Origin of the sequence: Flaviaesturariibacter aridisoli (genome assembly GCF_004343705.1) — a bacterium.
GTDB lineage: Bacteria > Bacteroidota > Bacteroidia > Chitinophagales > Chitinophagaceae > Flavisolibacter > Flavisolibacter aridisoli.
In genome coordinates, this window is record NZ_SKFH01000007.1 from 1 (window position 1) to 20,669 (window position 20,669).

Sequence of the window (20,669 nt, forward strand, 5' to 3'; positions counted from 1 at the left end):
ACTTCCGACTTTTTACTTTTTGTGTTACCAGCCGCTGGCCAGCACATCAGCCAGGTGCATGGTTTTGATCGGGGCACCGCGGTGGTTGATATAGCCTTGCAGGTGCATGAGGCAGGAAAGGTCGGTGGAGATTAGGTAGTCGGCACCGGTGGCGAGGGCATTCTCGACTTTTTGCTCGCCCATCCCTACCGAAATGGCTTCGAACTTAACGGCGAACGTACCACCGAAGCCGCAGCAGGTTTCCACATCGGCGAGTTCGGTGAGCTCGAGGCCCTCCACGGCCATCAGTAGCCTGCGCGGTTCTTCCTTGATATGGCACTCGCGGAGGCCGGCGCAGGAATCGTGGTAGGTGGCCTTGCCGGGCAGCTTCGCGCCGAATTCGGTGATGCCGAGCTGCTGCACAAGGAACTCACTCAGTTCGAAAATATTCTTGCTGATGGCCTGCACGCGGTGATGCAGCGAGGAATTGTCGAACAGCTTTCCATAGTAGTTGCGCACGAAGCCCACACAGGAGGCGCTCGGTGCCACGATGGGCAACTCGGGATCGAAGTCGTTGAGAAACTTGCTGCACACGGCGCGGGCGTCGTCGAGGAAGCCGGCGTTGAAGGCGGGCTGCCCGCAACACGTTTGCTGCGGGTTGTAGCGCACGGTGCAGCCCGCTTTCTCCAGCACCTTCACCATGTTGAAGGCAGTGTCCGGAAAAAGCTGGTCTACGAAACAGGGAACAAAGAGTTGAACGGTCATTCGTCTTACTTTTTGAGCCGGTGGCTCAGCTGGATCATCTTCAGGGCGGTAACGGCGGCTTCTTCGCCCTTGTGGCCGTGAATGCCACCGGTGCGCTCGTCGGCCTGCTCCTGCGTGTTGACGGTAAGCACCCCGAAAATGGTGGGCACCGGCAGGCGGAGGTTGAGTTGCGTTACGCCCATCGTCACGGCCTGGCACACGTATTCGAAGTGCGGCGTGTCGCCGCGGAGCACGCAGCCAAGGGTGATAAAAGCGGCGGGTCGGTCTTTTTTCTTGTGCTGCCTCCAGTAATGGCGGACGGCGAACGGAATTTCTACGGCCCCGGGCACCAGCAGCGTTTCGCTGCGGACCTGGTTGGCGGCCAGCACGCGCAACGCTCCTTCTTCCAGGGCATCAACGGTGGCGGCGTTCCATTCGGTCTTCACCAAAACAACGAGGGCATCCTGAAGCTCAGGGATGCCCTCGAAATCCAGTAAGCGGCTGTCTTTGATATCGGCCATGGAAACTTACTTGTCTTCGGTATTGTATACACCCAGCTGGGCCAGGTATTTGTCGGCTTCGATGCCGCGCTGCGTGCGCGGGTATTTCGTTTTCAGCTCGCGGTACAGGTCGGTGGCTTCCTTGCTGTTGTTGAGCACGCGCTGTGCGAAGTAAGCGGCGGTGAACAGGTAGTCGGCCGAGTTGGCGTCGTCCTGCTCAAAGTGGTGGGCCGCCTTCTTGTAGCTGCTGAGGGCGTCGTTGTTTTTGCCTTGTTCGGCATAAGCGTCGCCGAGGAGCTTGTAGGCGCGGGCCTGCACCTGCGGGGCGTCGGTGGAGAAGTCGGACAGGAATTTGGCGGCCTTCGCGGCGTCGCCGAGCTGCAGGCTGATGGCGCCGGCATAGTAGTGGGCGAGCTCACCGGCCTTCGTACCGCTGTACTTGTCGGCGATCTTGGCAAAACCGGGGTTAACGCCGTCACCATTGAGGGCCTTCTGCAGTGAGTCCATGCGGAAGTATTCTTCGGCGCGGAACGAAGCTTCGGCGGCCTTTACTTCGTTGGGCTCCTTGAACATTTTTTTATAGAGCAGGTAACCGCCCGCCAGCAGGATGATACCCAGACCGAGTATCATGATCAGCCGGTTGTTGCGGGTCCAGAAGTCTCTTGCACGATCCACCACGATTTCGTGGTCTTCACGGGTTTGGGGCGTTACCGTTTTCGTTTCAGCCATTGTCGTAATGTTTAGAGTATGTTAGTTTTAGTCGGTGATGAACGGATAGTTCTGGTCTACGTAGATGTCTTTGTACACTTCGCTGTCATCGGGCCAGGGCGACTCCTCGGCGAATTTCACGCTTTCGGCCACGGCAGCGTCCACGCGCTCGTTGATCGCCTGGATCTCCTCGTCGGAAACGAGGTTGTTCTCTTTCATCGTGGCCAGCAGGGCGGTGATGGGATCCTTGCCTTTGAATTCTTCCACTTCTTCCTTTGTGCGGTATTTCTGCGGGTCGGAGATGGAGTGTCCTTTATAGCGGTAGGTTTTGATCTCGAGCAGCGTCGGGCCATCGCCTTCGCGGGCGCGCTTTACGGCGCGGCTCACGCCTTCGTGTACGGCTTCGGCGCTCATGCCGTCGATCACGTCGCTCGGCATTTCATAGGCGTCGGCCAGCTTGTAGATGTCCACGATGTTGGAGGTACGCTTTACCGAGGTGCCCATCGCGTAGTTGTTGTTCTCGCAGATGAAGATCACGGGCAGCTTCCAGGTCATGGCCAGGTTGAAGGTCTCGTGCAGCATACCCTGGCGGGCAGCGCCGTCGCCGAAGTAGGCGAGGCACACGTTGTCGGTACCCTTGTATTTCTCGGCAAACGCCAGGCCGGCGCCGGTACCGATCTGGGCACCCACGATACCGTGGCCACCGTAGAAATGCTGTTCCTTGCCAAAGAAGTGCATCGAGCCACCCTTTCCCTTGGCATTGCCGGTGGCCTTGCCATAGAGTTCGGCCATGCAGGAATTGACGGAGATGCCCTTGGCGATGGCCAGGCCGTGGTCGCGGTACGCCGTGATGAACGGGTCCTCGGGACGGGTAGCCGTCATGCAGCCGGCGGCAATCGCCTCCTGGCCCACGTAGGCATGGAAAAAGCCCCGGATCTTGCCTTCCATCTTGTATTTTTCCTCGGCCATCAGCTCGAACTGGCGGATCAGCTGCATCAGTTCGTACCAGTACAGGTAGGTTTCTTTCGTGTATTTCGTCGACACGGGTCCAATTTTGAAGCGCGAAAATAAGACTTTCGGGGGAGTTTATCGGTTAATTGGTCGATTGGTTTATTGGTATCCGGCTCGCTGCCAAATCAAAATCCTAAAAACCTGATACCCAGAACGTAAAACCTATTACCTGTTCTCCTATTCTCCCTTTATCCCAATAACCCATTCACCTTACCTTCGACCACCTTGAGCCTGTTTGTCTCCGACATATCGCTGTTCCAGTTTAAAAATTACTTCCACCAGGAATTCCGCTTTACCGAACGGATCGTGGGCATCTGCGGGCGCAACGGGCGCGGCAAGACCAACCTGCTCGACGCGCTGCACTATCTCTGCTTCACCCGCAGCTATTTTACCCGGCTCGACCAGAACGTGCCGCAGCACGGTCACCAGGGCTTTCGCCTCGAAGGCCGCTTCCGGCTCAATGGCCGGGAGGAAAAAGCGGTTTGTGTACTCCGCGAAACCGGCCGTAAGGAATTTTCGGTCAACGACCAGGCCTACAGTCGCTTTTCGCAGCACATAGGACGCTACCCCTGCGTGGTCATCGCCCCGGACGATGTGCAGCTCATCATCGGAGGCTCCGAAGACCGCCGCAAGTTCCTCGACACGCTCCTCTCCCAGCTCGACAGCGCCTACCTGCAGCACCTCATTGCCTACAATAAGATCCTCCAGCAGCGGAATTCCTTCCTGAAAAACTACGGCGACGGGCCCAGCCGCGACCTGTCGGTGCTCGACGTGCTGGACGAGCAGCTGCTGGCTGAAGGAAATCCCCTTTTCAGCCGCCGGGAGCGCTTCCTTATCGGCTTCCTGGCCGACGTTAAGCATTTGTACAACGAGATCGCGCAGAATTACGAGCCGCTGCAGCTGCTTTACGACAGCGAGCTGCTTAGCAGCGAATTTGCGGAGCTGCTCCGCTTCAACCGCCCCAAAGACCTTGTCATCCAGCGAACGGCCTCCGGTATTCACCGCGACGACCTGCAATTCCTGATGGGCACGCAGCCCTTCAAGGCCATTGCCTCGCAGGGCCAGCGGAAGAGCCTGCTGTTCGCCCTCAAGCTGGCCGAGCTCGATGTGCTCAAGGCGGAGAAGCACCTCACCCCTCTTCTCCTCCTCGACGATGTGTTTGAAAAACTGGATGAAGAGCGCATCGGCAACCTCCTCAACCGGGTTTCTTCCGACGAAGACGCCCAGATCTTCATCACCGACACCAACTGCGGCCGGTTGACAAAGCAGCTGGAAGCGCTGAAACAGCCGTTCCAGATCATCGAACTATAGGGAAGTTTGTGGTTTGCAGTCTGTAGTTTGAAGTTGGCTAAAGCTTGCCAGCCTGCTGAGAATCGTATCTTTGTCTACGCCGCATCGCGGAACAACAAACCACCAACCTACAAACTACAAACGGCTTTTTATGGCGCAATACTCCCTCGGCGACGCGATCCAGAAGTTTTTGCAGGGCAGCCGCCTCAAGGGCGAGATCCAGGCCCTGCAGATCGGCGACGTGTGGGCGGAGCTCATGGGCAAGACCATCGCCAAGTACACCGACCGGATCGCCATCATCAATGGCACGCTCTTCATCACCACGCACGTGGCACCGCTGAAGCAGGAACTCTCCTACCAGAAGGAAAAAATAAAGCTTCGCGTGAACGAAGCTTTGGGAGATGCGGTGGTTAAAGAAGTGGTGATTCAGTAACTCCAGGTATACAATTCAGAAGCATTTTCTTCCTCGAAGAAATTGCGGCGCTTCGACAGTGCCTGTTTCATCAGGTCGTGCGAAGAAACGACACCCTTGAAGTTGAAGCGGTCGTAGATGGCTACGTGGCGTACGTTGTAGCGCTCCATCAGCTGCATGCAATACTCGAGCGTATCGTTCGTGGTGGCCACCGGCAGGTACGTGCTCATGAATTCTTTCACGGTTGCGTGCTCGAGCTCGCCCGAGCGGTACAGCACTTTTTCGGCAATGTCGTGCTCGGTCAGGATGCCCATGAACCGCTCCTCATCCAGCACGATGAGATAATCGACGTTTTCGCAATGCATCTGGTGCAGGGCTTCGGTGATTTTACGGCGGGAGGAGGTAGAGTTGAATTGGGGATACTTGTGACGAAGCACATCTGCTACTTTTTCCATGGTTAAGGGTTTTAAGGGTGAATCCCTTGGGTGGGTTTTGGGTGAAACGTATGGTCCCGGTAAAATTAAAACTCTTTGTTATACGATTCGACGTTTGTGTACTTCGGACACGCCGAATTACCGGATGCGCACCCTCGGATCGACGATACCGTAGAGCAGGTCGGCAAGTACATTGATGAGAATGAAAAAGGTAGCCGACAGCAGCACCGAGCCCATCACAACCGGGAAGTCGAGCTTCTCCAGCGCATCCACAGTCAGCTTCCCGATGCCCTGCCAGCCGAAGATGTATTCAATGAAAAAGGCGCCGGCGAGCAGCTCGGCAAACCAGCCCGTAACGGCCGTGATGACGGGGTTGAGCGCATTGGGCAGCGCGTGCCGCCAGAGCACGGCGCGGCGCGTTAGTCCCTTCGCATAGGCGGTGCGGATATAATCCTGCTGCAGCACGTCGAGCATCGCGCTGCGCGTGAGCTGCGTGATGATGGCCAGCGGTCGGATGCCGAGCGTCAGGGCGGGGAGAATGAGGTTTTGAAGGGTGAGGCGCCGGTGCCCTTGCATGTCGGTCATGAACCAGCTGCCGGTCAGCGATAAACCCGTCCAGCCGCTGAGCAAAAAGCCAAATACATAGGCAATGATGATGCCCATAAAAAACGAGGGCGCTGAAATGCCGAGTATGGATCCGCCGATGGCGGCACTGTCGGCCCAGGAGCCTTTGCGTACCGCCGCCAGCATCCCCAGCGGCACCCCGAGCAACACGGCAAGTGTCATGGCGGAAAAAGCCAGCAGCAACGTTCCGGGCAATGCTTCCAGCAGCATTTCGCCCACGGGCCGCTTGGTCTGGTACGAGCGGCGCAGGTAAGGGGTCTTCAGCACGAGGCAGCGCGCGCCGCCGATGGCAATGCCCCCGACCTGCCGGGCCTGCCAGTCGCTCCTTGTATAAATACTGACGGGCGACACGTCGTTGAGGTAGTGCAGGAATTGTTGCGGCCGCGGCTGGTCGAGGTACAATTCTTTGCGGATGGCCGCCTCCGTGGCCGCGTTGCCGGTTTGCCCGAGCACGAGCCGCGCAGGGTCGCCAAACCCCTGGAACAGCACGAACACCAGCACCACCACGCCCAGCAGCACGAGCACACCGTTGAACAGCTTTTTCAGGAAATAGGGGAGCATACAGAAAGATAAGAAGAGGGTAGAATAAATGAGTACATGAGTACATGAATACATGATTACATGAGGTAAGAAATATTACCTCACTTCACCTTTCATGTACGCATGTATTCATTTGCTCCTGTAATCTACAACCTGTTCAGGATGCGGTCGGCCTTCGGGGCGGCGGCTTTATCGCGGATAGTTCCCTTTTCCACCAGCATCACCGTCGGGTTGGCGCGGGCGGCGGTTTTGACGGCGGTGTTGTCGCAACTCAGGAACACCACTTCCGGGAGCCCCGCGCTGTTGAACAGCACCTTGCCCTGCGCCACCTGCGGCGTGACCACGAACAGCGGAACGTTCTTGCTCCGCGCCTGTGCATACCAGTTGCGGAAGGCGGGCATCCACTTATTCAATTCTTTGAAATCAAGCGCAAACACGAGGACAGCTTTCGGTTCGGCCAGCACCTGTTCGGTCACGTCGCCGGCATCGGAGGTGAGCGAGAAGCCTTTGATCGGCGCTTCGGCATTGCCTTTGCGCACGAGGGTCTGTTCGCGGTCGATGAACTTGTAGGAAGCGAGATCGGACGGGAATTCACTGATCCCGAACGAGTACCGCTTGCCATCTTTTTCATAAATGAATTTCATCGCAAAGGAGTCCGGAACCGCTCCCGCGGGGATCTTCATCCCTTCCGGGATGTTCTTGCCCACCTTGTAGGGCAGGCAGTCCACCGCAGGCAGGAAGCGAAGCATGTACCACTGGAACACGAAGCTGAATACAATGCTTAGAAGAAACAGCATCCGGTTGGCGCGGTGAGAGAACAGCGGCTGAATGTAGCGCTGGAATACGATCAGCCAACCGATCATCAGCACAAGGGCCACGTCTTTGAGGAAGGACGCCAACGGTGTTATGGGCAGGCAGTCGCCGAAGCAGCCGCAGCTGCGGAACTTACCCGACAGGAAAGCATAGGCCGTAAGAAACGTAAAGAACACGATCAGCAGCGCCAACCCATTGAGCACCCAGCGGCGCCACAACCCCAGGAGCAGCGCCACGCCGGCCACGATCTCCAGCGCGATCATCAGCACCGACAAAGCGAGGGAATGCCCGTGCAGGTACTGGAACAGGCGGATAAGCGCGTCCTTCGCGAAGAAGGAACCAGCCTGCAGCGAGGTATTCCAGACCTCGAAGAATTCTTCCATCTTGTAGCCGAGGCCCAGCGGATCGTTGGCTTTTACGAGTCCCGAGACGATAAAGAGCACGCCGACGAGGATGCGGATGACATTGGTGACGGTTCTCATGGTGGTGGCAGCTTAAGCGTTGGTATCGCCGCTCAGGATGAGGGCGAAGACCGCGTAGTTCAGGATGTCGTTGTAGTTGGCGTCGATGCCCTCACTGACGAGGGTTTGTCCCTTGTTGGCGAGAATCTGGCGGATGCGCGCGAGCTTCATCAGGATCAGGTCCACGAAGCTTTCCTGCGACATGCTGCGCCAGGCTTCGCCGTAGTCGTGGTTCTTGTCCAGCATCAGGTCGCGGGCGGTTTGCACGGCGCGGTCGTAGTACTGCAGCGTGGGGTCCACGGGCAACTCCTCGGCCGCATCTTCGGGCAGCTGCAGCTGGATGAGACCGATGACGGCGTAGTTGGCGATGCCTACGAATTCACTCCGCATATCGTCGCCGATGCGCTGCGTGCCTTTCTCCTGTATGGTGCGGATCCGCTGCGCTTTGATGTAGATCTGGTCGACGATGGAGATGGGCCGCAGCACGCGCCAGGCCGTTCCATAGTCGCTGGTCTTTTTGGCAAACAGGTCGCGGCAGGCCCCGATCACTGCATCATACTGCGCCGATGTGCGCTCCGCTCCTTGCGTGAGATTCATGTGCTGGTAAGTATTACTTTAGCTCCAAAAGTAAGTAAACGTGAGCCGTGAACCGTCAGCCGTGAGCGGGCATTCCGAAAGCCCGGTGCCGCCTCTTACCGTCAATGCCCGCGGACGCCTTCTCCGGCTCGAAGGCCCGTCCGTGCTGGGCATCCTGAACGTCACGCCCGATTCCTTTTTCAGTGGCAGCCGCGTGGCTGCCCCCGACGACCTGTTGCGCCGCGCGGAGGGCATGCTGGCCGACGGCGCCTGGATGCTCGATATCGGCGGCCAAAGTACCCGCCCGGGCAGCGAACGGGTGGATGCCGATGAGGAACAGCGCCGTGTGCTCCCTGCGATTGAGGCGATCCTGAAGCGCTTCCCGGAGGCGCTGATCTCCATCGACACCTTTTATGCCTCCGTAGCCCGCGCGGCCGTGGAAGCAGGCGCCATGCTGGTCAACGACGTCAGCGCCGGCAGCATCGACCCGGAACTGCTGTCCACGGTGGCCGGTCTCCGCGTGCCTTATGTGCTGATGCACCGCCGCGGCGACCCGCAAACAATGCAGGGGCTTACGCAATACAACGACGTGCTGACCGAAGTGTTTGACGACCTCAATTTCCGGCTCCGGGAACTGCGTGCCTGCGGCATCAACGACGTGCTGATCGACCCCGGTTTTGGCTTCGCCAAGACCGCGGCGCACAACTTCCGGCTGCTGCAACAACTCTCCTTCTTCCACGAGCTCGGTTGCCCGCTGCTCGTGGGCATTTCCCGAAAAGCTACCGTGTACCGCACGCTTGGCGTTACACCGGAGGAAGCACTCAACGGCAGCACGGTACTCCACACGCTCGCCCTGCAGGGCGGCGCGCAACTGTTGCGCGTGCACGACGTCCGCGAAGCCGTGGAAGCGATCAAGCTATTCACCGCCGTTCAATCCGCTTCCTGACCCTTTGCATTGACCGCCGTTATCAAATAAATATTATTCAATCTTCATTATTCAATAAAAAAGCCCCCGCCTGAGGCGGGGGCTTTTTTATTAATGTCCGTGGCCGTCGCCACCTGCTGCGGGCGGGGGCGGCGGGGGCATAGCGGCGCGGGGATCGGCAGTGCTCACCTCGCGGAGCTCCACGTCGAACACAAGGATCTCGTTGGGGCCGATCTTGCCACCGGGGGGCGGGTTCTCGCCATACGCCAGCGGCGACGGGATCAGCATGCGGGCCTTGTCGCCTTTCTTCAGCAGCTGGATCGCTTCATCGAAGCCTTTCAGCATCTGGCCCTGCGCCAGTTGGAACGACAGCGGCTGGGGGTGATGAAAGGCCGTGTCGATATTGGAGTCGAACACCACACCGTTGATGGTGCGGCCCGTGTAATATACGTCCACAAAATCGCCCTTCTGGGCTTTGGCGCCCGTGCCGGGTTGCGTCACCAGCACATAAACACCGGAAGGCGTCTGCTGGGCCTGGCCTGCGGAAGCACCCAGGAACTGCTGGATCTTCTGCTGGTCTTCGCGGATCTTGGCCTGGAGCTTCACATCATTTTTGAAGGCCAGCTCGCGTGTTTTGACCTCGTCGTCGTTGGCGGCCTTCTGGTCGGCAAAAATGTCCACCACGCGGATCCGCGTGGTCAGCTTGCCCCCCTTCTGGAAGTACGGAGGAGCACCCTGGGGTGAACGGCGCAGGAAGGTGTCGACCGACTGTACCATGATGAGGCTATCGCCTTTGTGCAGCATCGGAAGAACCTCGGAAAGATCGTAGGGTTGCGTCTGGGCGGTCACCGGCATGTAAAAAGGCGTGCCGCGCTCGTAGGAGGACTGAAGTACGGAGTCCTTGTTGCCATTGGTGATTGTCACGACGTAATTAAACTTGATCCACTCGTTGTTCTTCACCTTTTGAGCGCCGCTTTGCGAGATGATCTTGTACGGCATGCCGCCCTTCGTTTTCTTGAAATCCTTGCAGCCAGCCAGCAGGAGACCCAGCGCGGCGGCAGACAGGAGCGATTTGAAATGCATGTATGAATGGTTTATTGTAAAAGCGAACTGTTTTGACCAATGGCTTCGCGGAAGCGGCGCACCGTGTCGGTGAGCGATGCGCTGTCGCGGCCGCCGGCGGCGTTGAAGTGGCCGCCGCCCTCGAACCAGGTCCGCGCAAAGGTATTGCAATCGAAGGTTCCCTTACTGCGGAAGGACCACTTGCGCTCTTCGTCGCGGTCGATGCAAAGCCCTACGAGCTTGATGCCCTGTATGGACAACGGGTAGTTGACGAGCCCTTCGGTGTCGCCGGTCTTGATATCGAACTTGAGGAGATCGGCTTTCGGGATCGTGATGAGCGCCGTGTTGAGCTCGTAAATCACTTCCATACGGTTCATCAGCACATGGCCGAGAAAGCGCAGGCGGTTTTCAAGGTAGTTGTCGTAGAGCGCTTCGTGCACGCGGGTATGATCGAGTCCGCACTCCTTGAGCTTCGCCACCATATGGTGCGTGGCGGCATGCGTGGAAGAAAAGCGGAACGAACCCGTATCGGCTACGACGCCGGCATAGAGGCATTCGGCCACCTGGAGGTTGATCTTGTCGGCATGACCCGAGCCTACGATGAAATCGTACACCATTTCACAGGTAGAGCTCTTGGAGGTATCAGATACACCATATGTGAACATTTGCTCATCGGGTTCCTGGTGGTGGTCGATGAGCACCTTCACGCAGGGGAGCGCCGATAGCTTCGGGGCCATCGTTTTGGTGCGGCCCATGTGGTTGAAATCAAGGCAAAAAAGCCAGTCGGCACTGTCGAGCCACTCGTCGGACTGTTTGCGGAGCAGCTCGTAATCGAGCACCGCGCGCGCGCCCGGCATCCAGTCTACCCAGCGGGCCCAGTTGGTGGGCGAAATGACCTGCACGGTATGCCCCAGCTGCACCAGGAAGTGGTACAGTCCAAGGGTAGAGCCCATCGCGTCGGCGTCGGGCTTCTGGTGCATCGTGATGGCTATGCGGCGGGACGGACCTGCCAGCTGGGAGTAGATTTCAGAGATCGGCTGCATAAAGAAGCGGCAAACCTAAGGCATTTCCTGCAACACAACGCCCAATTAACAGCGTCCGTACCGCGTCACCGCTACAGCCCTACGGTCTTGATCAGCGTTCCTTTGGACACGTTGTCCGTGAGCTGCATTCCGTTCAGGATCGACAGCTCCTCGAGGCGCGCTTCGGGTGTACCGAGGGCGGTAAGCACCTGCCGCAGCGTGCCGCCGGTATTGGCGGTGCGCAGGCGTACGCGCTCAGGCCTGCGGTTCAATTTATTGGCGTCGGTGAGTGTGCGGAATCCTTCCATGACCGAGGCGAACTGGCCCTCGTAAGCCGGGTAGTCGGCCGCGGACGTGACCCCGATCAGGTGGTAGATCGCGTTGTTGTATTGAATGAAATACGACAGCGTACGGATGACGCCACCGCCCTGCTGTTGCTGGTCGGCCACTACGATCTGGGCCGGGAGGCCGTTAACCGTAGAAGTACGGGAGCTGCGCGCGGTGAGCTGGTATTTCTGGAGCTGGGCGGTGGCGGCTTCCTGGAGGTTGGCGCCCGCGGCCAGCGTCAGGATCATGAGGGCTTTGCCGTCCTGCGGCGCCATCTGGAACTGTTGCGGCGTATTCTGCGTTTGCCAGCCCTGGGGTACCGGGAACTGGAACTTCAGGTCGGGGTGGTAGAAAGCGCCCGCTTCCACAAAGCCCTGGCGCGGGTCGGCGCCGTAGATGATGCCTTCCAGGCGGCGCAGGTACGAGTCGCGGTTCACCTTGAGGTTGGCCGTGTTGCCGGTCTTCTGCTGCCATTGGTTCGCCAGCTCGTTCACGGTCACGTAGCGGTCGCCCGGGTCGGGGTGAGTGCTCAGCAGCGGGGGCAGAGCCTGGCCGCCGTGCGATTGCGTTTCGCGCTTCAGCGTCTGGAAGAATTCCGCCATGCGGTGTGCGTCGTAGCCGAGCTTGGTGGAGTATTCCACGCCGAGCTCATCGGCCTGGCGCTCGTCGTCGCGGCTGAATTTGAGGAGCAGGAGCCCCAGGCCCTGGGAGGCCTGCTCGGCAAATTGCCCGAGGTTGGGGTTGATGATAACGCCGGCGATGATGCCGACCTGTCCGAGGATCTGGTTGCGCTGCTGGATCACCGAGTGGCGGGCGGTCACGTGGCCGGTTTCGTGGCCAAGCACGCCTTCCATCTGCGCCTCGTCGTTGAAATAGGCCATGATACCCCGGGTGAAATATACGTAGCCGCCGGGGGTGGCGAAGGCGTTGATGACATCCGAGTCGAGGATCTTGTAGCTCCATTGCAGGCCAGGACGGTGACTCACGGCGGCAACGGCCTGTCCGCGCTCACGGAAGTAGCGCTGCAGGGCGCTGTCGGGGTATACCCCGAACTGCGCCGTGATCTGCGGGTCGGCATCGGCGCCCTGCTGGATCTCGGAGGCTTCGGAGGTGAATACGACCTGCTTTTTGCCCGTAACGGGGTTGCGGGCGCAGGAGTGCATAAAAGCGACGGCTGCGGCAAAGGAGCCAAATAGGAATAGACGTTTCATAAATGCTTCGTTGAGGAATGTCATTCAAAAACTGAGCCGTACCAAATATAGAGGCCGCACCCCTATCTTTGCGCGGCAAAACACAGAATATGAGCAACCGCACGTTTACGATGATCAAGCCCGACGCCATGCGCAATGGCCATGCCGGCGCTATCCTGGACCAAATCATTAAAGCCGGCTTCCGCGTGGTGGCCCTGAAGCAAACGAAGCTGAGCCTTGACCGGGCCGGCGAGTTCTACGCCGTGCACAAAGAACGCCCCTTCTATGGTGAGCTGACCGAGTTCATGAGCAGCGGTGTGATCATCGCGGCCATCCTCGAGAAAGACAACGCCGTAGCAGACTTCCGCAAGCTGATCGGCGCTACCAACCCGGCCCAGGCCGAGGAAGGCACGATCCGTAAGAACTTTGCTACCTCCGTCGGCGAGAACGCCGTACACGGTTCCGATTCCGACGAAAACGCCAAGATCGAGGGCGACTTCTTCTTCTCCGGTCTCGAGCAGTTCTGAGCCCCCTGTCCCCCAAAGGGGGCACTTAGGTTGAAATGTCCTTACGACTTCAACCTTACGGTAGATCGATACTAATCAAAGCCCCGGATCGCTTCGCAATCCGGGGCTTTTCTATTCCCCTTCCTCTCGGGAAGGGGTTAGGGGATGGGCTAGAGATTTTTCTCTAGTTTCTTCAGCATATTGTTGGCCACGGGCTCCACGGTATAGCCGGCATTGCGCAGCAGGCTAAGTACGCCGCGGTCGCCGGGAAGGTGCCCCGCTCCTACTGCCGCTACGATGGGATGGTCGGGCATCAGCGTTGACAGCTTCGTCACCCAGTCCACGTTGCGGCGGTACAGCAGCAGCTCCATGTATTGCTCCATGGTGGCGTTCTCTTTTTTGGTGATCGATTCCAGCTGGTCGAGGCGCTGGTTCACGTACGCCTGCATCATCAGCTCGAAACCCTTGCGTCCCTCACCCTTACCGTAGTTCCTTACGTAGTCAACCAGTTGCTGCGCCTGGAGGCGGTAAGGAATCGAATCGAATATGCTCATCTGGAAGGCCATCGTTTCCAGCCCGCGTACGCCCACGTGCTGCTGGCGGGCTTCCACCATGATCAGCTGCTCCATCCCGATGGGGTTCGAGCAGGCCATATCGGCTTCCATAATGGCCGATGCAGCGAGCATGGGCTTGAATTTTTCCAGCATCGTAAAGGGGATCATCCCCGGCTTGTCGCTGAAAAACGTTTTGACCGAATCGTAGGCGGAGCGTGAAAGCAGGTCGGCCAGCGTGGTGTCGCCGGTCATTTTCATCTTGCTCATGATGCTCATGAGTTCCTGCATATTTTCCATATCGAGCTCCAGGTACACATAATCGGAGCGCTTGATGGCATCGCGGAGGCTATCGCTAAGATCGATCTGCGTTGCGCACAGCATATGCATGGTGCCAAAAAGATAAGAGGGTTGCTTGAGGTCTTTGCCGGAAACCCGCCAGAGGAGCGTGTTTTCGTCCGCCGCTGCTTCACGCGATTGCGCGTGCGCGCTGCCTGCCGCCACCAGCAGCAGGAGAGCCAGTAAGATGTTTTTCATGTTTCTTGTCTTTGGGTTAGCGGCAGGCGGACGCGGGTGCGGTGGATCATCCCCAGGTGCGACGAGCGGCAGATTCTTAGGTAGTAAGACAAGGGAAGTGCCAAAGTCGTGAGGCGTGAGGCGTCAGTTGCTTTCGCCCGTAACGAAAGAACGGATGCCGAAGGCATCCGTTCTTTTTAACCGCGCACGAGCGCTCACGGCTCACGCCGGACGCCTCACGACGCTACGGCCTCTTCGCCGTACATCTGGGCGCGGAAGCGCAGCGACGGCGACGATAGGAAAGGCCCGATGCCGAGCTTTTCCCACTTCGCGTCGACGGAGCGGATCGTTGCTTCGTCAGCCACGATGATGTTGGGCCAGTCGCGGCCGAAGCCGTCGAGTTCCGCGGTCTTGCGGGTGCCGTCCATGCCCAGGCAGGCCGTGCGGTGGCCGGAGTCGGAGGATGCGCTTCCCTCGTACAGAAACGAATCGCGGCGCGGATCGAGGTTGTTGCAAAAGCGCCAGAGGGCCACGCCGAGGTCGGCGGCGTCGACGTTGTGCTCGATGTACAGAATGAGCTTTACCCCTTCGAGTTCGCTGTGCGCCGCCAGGCGCCCGTGCAACTCGCGGAGCTGGTTGGGACGTTCCTTTTCCACCGACAGTAGTAATACGGGAATATCCTGCTGAAGCAAGTCGGCATTGACCGATTTCACTTCGGGAAAATCGCGCGGTATGAACGACAGGTCGCGCGAGGTTTGGGCGAAAACGTAGCGGTCGTCGACCTCCTCATCGTGCTTGGCGGTACCGTCGAGGCACATCTTGCCGCCGTAGCCAAGCTTGCTGCAGCTGTGGTCGAGGACGTCCATCGGGCCCTGCGAAAAATAGATGTCCGTCGCGGGGTTAAGGTTGCGGAAAACGTATTGCGCGAGTGTTTTGTAATCCTGGATGGGTGTGCCCTCGTCGGTGAGCACGAGGATCTTGTTGAACATCATCTGGCCGGCGCCCCACATGGCGTTCATCACCTTTTGTCCTTGCCCGGCATAGTCTTTCCTGATCTGCGCGATGACCAGGTTGTGGGCCACGCCTTCCACGGGCATGTCCATGTCCACGATCTCGGGAATGAGCGTCATCTTCATCGGCGCCAGGAAGATGCGTTCGGAAGCCTTGATCAGCCAGGCGTCCTCCTGCGGCGGAATGCCCACGATGGTGGCCGGATACACCGCGTTTTTGCGGTGCGTGATGGCCGTTACGTGAAAACGCGGGTACCAATCGGGCAGCGAATAGTAACCCGTATGATCGCCGAAGGGACCTTCCCAGATCATTTCTTCCGACGGGTCCACATAGCCTTCAATGATGATATCGGCATCGGCCGGCACTTCGATCTCGGGCTGTGTAAGACAGCGCACGAGCTCCACTTTCTTCTTACGGAGAAAGCCGGCCAGCATGTATTCATCCACGTTATCGGGCAGCGGCGCCGTAGCCGAATAGGCATAGGCCGGATCGCCGCCGAGCGCCACGGCCACGGGCATTTTCTTCCCGAGTTTCTTGTATTCGTTGAAATGACGCGCAGACACCTTGTGCTTGTGCCAGTGCATCCCCGTCAGCGTTTTGTCGAACACCTGCATGCGGTACATGCCCACGTTGCGGATACCGGTATGCGGGTCCTTGGTGTGAATGACGGGCAGCGTAACGAAGGGACCGCCGTCTTTCGGCCAGCAGGTGATCACGGGCAGCTTCGTCATATCGGGATCGAGCATTACCACTTGCTGGCAGTCGCCGCGGCCGCTGCGTACTTTGGGCATCCAGCCCGAAAACTCGGCGAGGCGCGGCAGCATGCGGAGCTTTTCCATCATACCCTCCTTGGGCGACGAAAGCATCTTGAAGAGGCCTTCGATCTCGCGGGCCACGTCGTCGAGCTTTTGCACGCCGAGGGCAAGGCACATCCGCCTTTCCGATCCATATGCATTCATCAGCACCGGGAAATCATAGCCCGTGTTTTCGAAAAGCAGGGCCTTGCCGCCGCCTTCCGTCTTCGACATACGATCGGTGATCTCGGCGATCTCCAGCTTAGGGTCCACATAGGTTTTGATGCGGAGCAGCTCGCCTTCACGTTCAAGGATCTCGATGAAGTGCTGCAGGTTCTTAAATGCCATACTGCAAAGGTAGCCCCCTGTCCCCCGAAGGGGCAACGAAGGCGGGTCATTTTTACTTTTCTTGCTATGGAAAACACGCAAAAAGTCCAAAGGTTGCTGCCAACCTTCGGACTTAAAAGTGAATTACCGGAGATCGTGATACGGTCTGCCTGTACGTGCCCTTTTCGGGAGACAGGGGGCCTATTCTGAAACCTTCGGGCAGCCATAACGCTTCGTGCTGCCGCCACCGCTGCCGAGGCGGAACTGCAGGTGCAGGCCTGTAAAATAATAGAGGTCTTTGTTTTTCGAATTGCCCCGCATGGAACCTTTTTGCGGGTAGGCGGCGCCGGGGTCCACTTCGGGGCGGCGGAAGGCGAGCTCCACGGACTTGGCGCCGCGCGTAGCCATCAGGTCATTAGCGTCGGCATAGGTGCCGCTCACGTCGTCGATGTAATCGGTGAAGGTCTTGCGCAGTCCCAGCTCGAGGCCCAGCTGCCAGCGCTCGGTGAGGGCGTAGGTAATGCCGCCGCCGAAGGGAATGGCGAACTGCGTCAGGTGGTACGCCTTGCGGTCGGGGTATTGCTCCAGGCCCTGGCCTTCGGTGCCCAACGGCATCAGGTACCACTTCTGGCCACCCGAGTCATAGGTGTAGGGATTCATCCGGAAAACGGCCACGCCGCCGAACACATAGGGCGACCAGCGGGTGTCGTCGAGGTTGAAAAAAGTGTATTGCCCCACCAGGCTGGCTTCCACCAGTTTGCTGGCAAAGCTGAAGTTGCGCACGCGGAGTTCCTCCTTTGTATTGTAGCGATCGCTGGCTTCGAGGCCCGACAGCGTGAGGCCGGCGCGAAGGGCCAGGCGCGGCGCGAGGTCGTACGACGCCGTGAGGCCGAAGGCGCCGCGCGCAAAGCGGCTTTGAAAAACAGAACTCTGGAGATCGCCCTGGTACTGGCTTACGCCTCCGAAGAGACCGATACGAAGAGGCGACTGGGCAAAAGAAACGGAAAGAATAAGCAGGCCGAAGACGGTTAGCAAAGAACGCATTGAGATTGGGTGTTTTGCGCAGGTAGGCAAATTTGGGACCGCTTTTGTCCTTTCATCATATTAACAGCAGAGTGACGGCACTTTGACCTATTTTGTAGCCTTCAACACTCAAAATCTTATGCGTCATTCCTTGCTTACCGCGGCAGCCGCCACGCTCCTGCTGGCAGCCTGCCAACAGGAAACAAAAGTGGCGGGCTCCACAGCCGACAGCCCCGCCAACGACATCCTGTACAACGACCGCGACACGACAATCAGCCCGAGAGAAGACTTCTTCGAATACGCCAACGGCGGATGGATCAAGGCGCACCCCATCCCCGAAGACCAGAGCTCCTGGACCATCGGGCATGCCATCCAGGAAGACCTGTACGTTCGACTCCGCAGTATCAACGAGGAATCGCTCAAAGCGTCCGGCGGTATCGAAAAGAAAGTGGGCGACTTCTGGTATAGCGCCATGGATTCGGCCACGGCCCAAAGCCAGAAGCTGCAGCCGATCGCTCCCGAGCTCGGTGCCATTGCAAAGGCCGGCGACCTGAACAGCCTGCTCGCCGTGATGGCCGACCTGCAAGTGAAAGGCGTCGGCGCCGGGTATAACGCCAGTGTGTACCAGGACGCCAAAAATTCCGACGCCATGGCGCTGTACCTGAACCAGGGCGGGCTCGGTCTGCCCAACCGCGATTACTACTTCAACAGCGACGCGCGCACGACGGGTATTCGCAACGGCTACCAGCAATACGTGCGTTCAGTGTTCGCCGCACTGGGTGCCGACAGTGCCACGGCACAGCAAAAAGCCCTGGCGCACCTGTCGCTGGAAACGCGCCTGGCCAAGGCTTCGCGCAAGCTGGAAGACCTCCGCGATCCCTACCGCAACTACAACAAAATGACGGTGGACGCCCTCAGCAGCCTCTGCCCCGCCATCCAGTGGAAAGACGTGCTGCAGCGCCAGGATGTGCACGGCGTGGATACGGTGATCGTTGGTCAACCGGAATTCTACAAAGAGCTCGACGCCACCCTCCGCGGTACGCCGGTGCCCGTGCTGCAGGATTACCTGCGCTTCCACCTCATTCGCGCCACGGCCCCCTACCTCGACAGCGCCACCTATGGCAGCTATTTCGCCTTCTACGGCAAAACCCTCCGCGGTGCCAACCAGCCGAAACCGCGCTGGAAGCGCATGCTCGACCTGGAAGACAACCTGCTGGGCGAAGCGCTCGGTAAAGTATTCGTGCAGGAATTTTTCCCGCAGGAAGCAAAAGACCGCTACACGCGTATGGTGGAAGACATTCGCAGCGCGCTGAAAGAGCGCATTCAGCAACTCAACTGGATGAGCGACAGCACGAAGCAGAAAGCCTACACCAAGTTGGCCACCATGAAGAAAAAAGTGGGCTACCCCGACAAATGGAAAGATTTTTCGGCCATGAAGATCGAGCGGCAGCCGCTGGTGCGCAACGTATTCGCCGCCAACAACTGGTGGCACCAATACGAGGTGAACAAGCTGGGCAAACCCGTTGACCGCGATGAATGGGACATGAACCCCCAAACCTACAATGCCTATTATAACCCGAGCAACAACGAGATCGTGCTGCCGGCCGGCATTTTTACGGTACCCGGTCTGAAAGACAACCAGCTTGATGATGCCCTGGTATACGGCTATGCCGGCGCCACCACCATCGGCCACGAGATCACCCACGGCTTTGACGACGAAGGGCGCCAGTACGACGAGAAGGGCAACCTCCGTGCGTGGTGGACACCGAAAGATTCCGCCGAGTTTGCACAGCGCGCTGAATTGATGGTGCGGCAATTCAACGAGTACATGCCCGTGGATTCGCAACGCATCAACGGCCGCGCTACGCTGGGCGAGAATATCGCCGACCTGGGCGGCGCCATCCTGGGCCTCGAAGCCTTCAAGAAAACGGAAGCTTACAAAAGCGGCAAACTGATCAATGGCATGACGCCGTTGCAGCGCTACTTCCTGGGTTATGCCCTCGGCTGGCTCGGCCACCAGAAAAAAGAGGAACTGGCCAACCGCCTGCTCACCGACGTGCACTCACCAGCCAAGTGGCGCGTGAACGGACCCTTTGTGAATGTGCCGGAGTTCTACGAAGCCTTCGGCATTAAACCGGGCGACAAGATGTATCGCCCCGACTCGCTGCGCGTGCGCATCTGGTAATACGGCACGCAGAAAACGCGGATAACGCAGATCAGAAAAGCCATCGCATTGCGATGGCTTTTCTTATGTCATTCAATGAACTGCGTTATCCGCGTTTTCTGCGTGTTACTTCTCGTAAGGCTCCGGGTTGAACCGGATGCCCAGCCCGTGTTCTGCACTCGTCATGATCAAACCGTCGGCACCGTATTCGAGCCCGGTGGCGAGGTCCTGCTTCAGCAGCAAGGGACCGTCGGCATCGATATAGTCGGCGAGGCAGGCCAGGTGCGCAATGGCAGCAGAACCCACCGTGCTTTCGTTCATCGCACCGATCATCACGCCGAGGTCCAGTTCGCGCGCGCGACGGATCATCCGGATGGCCGGCGTGATGCCGCTGCACTTGGTGAGCTTGATGTTGATGCCGTGAAAATGGCCGGCGCACTTTTCCACGTCGCTTTCCGCCACGCAGCTTTCATCGGCGATCAACGGCAGCGCCGATGCATCCACCAGGCGCTTCATGCCGTCCCAGTCGTCTTTGGCAAGGGGCTGCTCCACGAGTTCTACCCCCAGGCCGGCGAGGACGCGGATCTTTTCCACCGCCTCATCGTACGTCCAGGCCGCGTTGGCGTCGATCCGGAAGGGCGCATCGGTGTGGCGGCGCAGGGCTTCCACGATCTCGATGTCGCGGTCGGTGCCCAGCTTGATCTTATACAGGGGCCAGGGATGGGCGCGCAGCTTTTCCACCATCTTTTCCGTGCTGTCGATGCCGATGGTAAAATCGGTGATGGGCCGCTTTGGCGCTTCGGGCTTCCAGAATTCCTGCAGCGGCTTGCGCTTCATTTTCCCGAACAGGTCCCAGCCGGCGATGTCGAGGGCGCAAACGAGAAAGGGATTGGCCGGGTACAGGTGATGCAAATAATGCCAGTAGCGCTCGGGCTCGGTAAAGGCGAACTTTTCAACGAACACCTTTTTGCGCTCGAGGTCGGCGACCATCGCTTCCGTGCTGATGTTGTAATACGTGATGGCCGGTGCTTCACCAAAACCAACGTGGCCCAGGTGTTCCAGGGCCACGATGAGGGTCGGCTGATGCGTCTTGGTGCCCTTCGAGATCGTAAACGGATCACGGAAAGGCAGCTCGTAGGTGCGGTACCAGAGACGCATA

At 58.7% G+C, this 20,669-nt stretch carries 20 protein-coding genes; 5 read left to right on the top strand and 15 right to left on the bottom strand.

Annotated features, from left to right (window positions below; genetic code table 11):
• Positions 1-24 precede the first annotated feature (24 nt).
• Genes E0486_RS06125 through pdhA form a run of 4 tightly spaced genes read right to left on the bottom strand, consistent with a single transcriptional unit; the run spans position 25 to position 2,975 of the window.
• Complete coding sequence (locus E0486_RS06125; RefSeq protein WP_131851268.1) at positions 25-744, bottom strand: (Fe-S)-binding protein; 720 nt, start codon at positions 742-744, stop codon at positions 25-27.
• 5 nt (positions 745-749) lie between these two features.
• Positions 750-1,244: a 6,7-dimethyl-8-ribityllumazine synthase gene (ribH, locus tag E0486_RS06130; protein ID WP_131851269.1), complete on the bottom strand. Its 495-nt coding sequence runs from the start codon at positions 1,242-1,244 to the stop codon at positions 750-752.
• A gap of 6 nt (positions 1,245-1,250) precedes the next feature.
• On the bottom strand, positions 1,251-1,952 hold the full coding sequence (locus tag E0486_RS06135) for a tetratricopeptide repeat protein (protein WP_131851270.1): 702 nt from the start codon (positions 1,950-1,952) through the stop codon (positions 1,251-1,253).
• 27 nt (positions 1,953-1,979) lie between these two features.
• A complete protein-coding gene (gene pdhA, locus E0486_RS06140) occupies positions 1,980-2,975 on the bottom strand; it encodes a pyruvate dehydrogenase (acetyl-transferring) E1 component subunit alpha (protein WP_131851271.1) in 996 nt (331 codons plus the stop codon).
• A 192-nt stretch (positions 2,976-3,167) separates the two neighbouring features.
• Between pdhA and recF the strand changes: the two genes are divergently transcribed.
• Both recF and E0486_RS06150 read left to right on the top strand, forming a co-directional pair.
• Positions 3,168-4,253, top strand: coding sequence for a DNA replication/repair protein RecF (gene recF, locus E0486_RS06145; RefSeq protein ID WP_243697392.1), 1,086 nt, complete (start codon positions 3,168-3,170; stop codon positions 4,251-4,253).
• A gap of 130 nt (positions 4,254-4,383) precedes the next feature.
• Entirely contained in the window at positions 4,384-4,665 is a 282-nt protein-coding gene (locus tag E0486_RS06150; RefSeq protein ID WP_131851272.1) for a DciA family protein, read from the top strand.
• Here E0486_RS06150 and E0486_RS06155 read toward each other — a convergent pair.
• From E0486_RS06155 to E0486_RS06170, 4 genes are all read right to left on the bottom strand, one after another.
• On the bottom strand, positions 4,659-5,099 hold the full coding sequence (locus E0486_RS06155; RefSeq protein ID WP_131851273.1) for a CBS domain-containing protein: 441 nt from the start codon (positions 5,097-5,099) through the stop codon (positions 4,659-4,661). The genes E0486_RS06150 and E0486_RS06155 overlap by 7 nt on opposite strands.
• A 117-nt stretch (positions 5,100-5,216) precedes the next feature.
• Positions 5,217-6,263, bottom strand: a complete 1,047-nt coding sequence (locus tag E0486_RS06160; protein WP_131851274.1) for an ABC transporter permease — start codon at positions 6,261-6,263, stop codon at positions 5,217-5,219.
• 125 nt (positions 6,264-6,388) lie between these two features.
• On the bottom strand, positions 6,389-7,537 hold the full coding sequence (locus E0486_RS06165; RefSeq protein WP_131851275.1) for a BT_3928 family protein: 1,149 nt from the start codon (positions 7,535-7,537) through the stop codon (positions 6,389-6,391).
• 12 nt (positions 7,538-7,549) lie between these two features.
• Positions 7,550-8,113 (bottom strand): DUF1599 domain-containing protein, encoded by a 564-nt coding sequence (locus tag E0486_RS06170; protein WP_131851276.1) that lies wholly within the window; start codon positions 8,111-8,113, stop codon positions 7,550-7,552.
• 40 nt (positions 8,114-8,153) lie between these two features.
• Here E0486_RS06170 and folP point away from each other — a divergent pair, with 40 nt between their 5' ends.
• Positions 8,154-9,038, top strand: coding sequence for a dihydropteroate synthase (gene folP / locus E0486_RS06175; protein ID WP_243697393.1), 885 nt, complete (start codon positions 8,154-8,156; stop codon positions 9,036-9,038).
• A 90-nt stretch (positions 9,039-9,128) separates the two neighbouring features.
• On the opposite strand, the gene E0486_RS06180 is transcribed toward folP, so the two are convergent.
• The 3 genes from E0486_RS06180 to E0486_RS06190 all read right to left on the bottom strand — a co-directional run bounded on the left by E0486_RS06180 (position 9,129) and on the right by E0486_RS06190 (position 12,639).
• Positions 9,129-10,100: an FKBP-type peptidyl-prolyl cis-trans isomerase gene (locus tag E0486_RS06180; RefSeq protein ID WP_131851277.1), complete on the bottom strand. Its 972-nt coding sequence runs from the start codon at positions 10,098-10,100 to the stop codon at positions 9,129-9,131.
• A gap of 11 nt (positions 10,101-10,111) precedes the next feature.
• Complete coding sequence (locus E0486_RS06185; protein ID WP_131851278.1) at positions 10,112-11,122, bottom strand: DHH family phosphoesterase; 1,011 nt, start codon at positions 11,120-11,122, stop codon at positions 10,112-10,114.
• Positions 11,123-11,193: 71 nt separating this feature from the next.
• Positions 11,194-12,639, bottom strand: coding sequence for a M48 family metalloprotease (locus tag E0486_RS06190; RefSeq protein ID WP_131851279.1), 1,446 nt, complete (start codon positions 12,637-12,639; stop codon positions 11,194-11,196).
• Positions 12,640-12,728: 89 nt separating this feature from the next.
• Here E0486_RS06190 and E0486_RS06195 point away from each other — a divergent pair, with 89 nt between their 5' ends.
• Complete coding sequence (locus tag E0486_RS06195) at positions 12,729-13,145, top strand: nucleoside-diphosphate kinase (protein ID WP_131851280.1); 417 nt, start codon at positions 12,729-12,731, stop codon at positions 13,143-13,145.
• Positions 13,146-13,294: 149 nt separating this feature from the next.
• Here the strand turns inward: E0486_RS06195 and E0486_RS06200 are convergent, their stop codons facing one another.
• From E0486_RS06200 to E0486_RS06210, 3 genes are all read right to left on the bottom strand, one after another.
• Entirely contained in the window at positions 13,295-14,212 is a 918-nt protein-coding gene (locus tag E0486_RS06200; protein WP_131851281.1) for a TraB/GumN family protein, read from the bottom strand.
• 215 nt (positions 14,213-14,427) lie between these two features.
• Positions 14,428-16,344 carry a menaquinone biosynthesis decarboxylase gene (locus E0486_RS06205; protein ID WP_131851282.1) on the bottom strand — a complete coding sequence of 639 codons (1,917 nt, stop codon included), beginning with the start codon at positions 16,342-16,344 and terminating at the stop codon, positions 14,428-14,430.
• 180 nt (positions 16,345-16,524) lie between these two features.
• Positions 16,525-17,367 (bottom strand): DUF6089 family protein, encoded by an 843-nt coding sequence (locus E0486_RS06210; RefSeq protein ID WP_131851283.1) that lies wholly within the window; start codon positions 17,365-17,367, stop codon positions 16,525-16,527.
• Between the two features lie 118 nt (positions 17,368-17,485).
• On the opposite strand from E0486_RS06210, the gene E0486_RS06215 reads away from it, so the two are divergent.
• Positions 17,486-19,531, top strand: coding sequence for a M13 family metallopeptidase (locus E0486_RS06215; RefSeq protein ID WP_131851284.1), 2,046 nt, complete (start codon positions 17,486-17,488; stop codon positions 19,529-19,531).
• Positions 19,532-19,636: 105 nt separating this feature from the next.
• Here the strand turns inward: E0486_RS06215 and E0486_RS06220 are convergent, their stop codons facing one another.
• Positions 19,637-20,668 (bottom strand): dipeptide epimerase, encoded by a 1,032-nt coding sequence (locus tag E0486_RS06220; protein WP_131851285.1) that lies wholly within the window; start codon positions 20,666-20,668, stop codon positions 19,637-19,639.
• Between the last annotated feature and the right edge of the window lies 1 nt (position 20,669).

Bases quoted from the DNA above. Each gene is read 5' to 3' on its own strand.
- E0486_RS06155 (WP_131851273.1), bottom strand. From the start codon at position 5,099: ATGGAAAAAGTAGCAGATGTGCTTCGTCACAAGTATCCCCAATTCAAC.
- E0486_RS06125 (WP_131851268.1), bottom strand. From the start codon at position 744: ATGACCGTTCAACTCTTTGTTCCCTGTTTCGTAGACCAGCTTTTTCCG.
- E0486_RS06180 (WP_131851277.1), bottom strand. From the start codon at position 10,100: ATGCATTTCAAATCGCTCCTGTCTGCCGCCGCGCTGGGTCTCCTGCTG.
- E0486_RS06200 (WP_131851281.1), bottom strand. From the start codon at position 14,212: ATGAAAAACATCTTACTGGCTCTCCTGCTGCTGGTGGCGGCAGGCAGC.
- E0486_RS06160 (WP_131851274.1), bottom strand. From the start codon at position 6,263: ATGCTCCCCTATTTCCTGAAAAAGCTGTTCAACGGTGTGCTCGTGCTG.
- E0486_RS06185 (WP_131851278.1), bottom strand. From the start codon at position 11,122: ATGCAGCCGATCTCTGAAATCTACTCCCAGCTGGCAGGTCCGTCCCGC.
- E0486_RS06210 (WP_131851283.1), bottom strand. From the start codon at position 17,367: ATGCGTTCTTTGCTAACCGTCTTCGGCCTGCTTATTCTTTCCGTTTCT.
- E0486_RS06190 (WP_131851279.1), bottom strand. From the start codon at position 12,639: ATGAAACGTCTATTCCTATTTGGCTCCTTTGCCGCAGCCGTCGCTTTT.
- E0486_RS06170 (WP_131851276.1), bottom strand. From the start codon at position 8,113: ATGAATCTCACGCAAGGAGCGGAGCGCACATCGGCGCAGTATGATGCA.
- E0486_RS06195 (WP_131851280.1), top strand. From the start codon at position 12,729: ATGAGCAACCGCACGTTTACGATGATCAAGCCCGACGCCATGCGCAAT.
- E0486_RS06215 (WP_131851284.1), top strand. From the start codon at position 17,486: ATGCGTCATTCCTTGCTTACCGCGGCAGCCGCCACGCTCCTGCTGGCA.
- E0486_RS06135 (WP_131851270.1), bottom strand. From the start codon at position 1,952: ATGGCTGAAACGAAAACGGTAACGCCCCAAACCCGTGAAGACCACGAA.
- E0486_RS06150 (WP_131851272.1), top strand. From the start codon at position 4,384: ATGGCGCAATACTCCCTCGGCGACGCGATCCAGAAGTTTTTGCAGGGC.
- E0486_RS06165 (WP_131851275.1), bottom strand. From the start codon at position 7,537: ATGAGAACCGTCACCAATGTCATCCGCATCCTCGTCGGCGTGCTCTTT.
- E0486_RS06205 (WP_131851282.1), bottom strand. From the start codon at position 16,344: ATGGCATTTAAGAACCTGCAGCACTTCATCGAGATCCTTGAACGTGAA.
- E0486_RS06220 (WP_131851285.1), bottom strand. From the start codon at position 20,668: ATGCGTCTCTGGTACCGCACCTACGAGCTGCCTTTCCGTGATCCGTTT.
- ribH (WP_131851269.1), bottom strand. From the start codon at position 1,244: ATGGCCGATATCAAAGACAGCCGCTTACTGGATTTCGAGGGCATCCCT.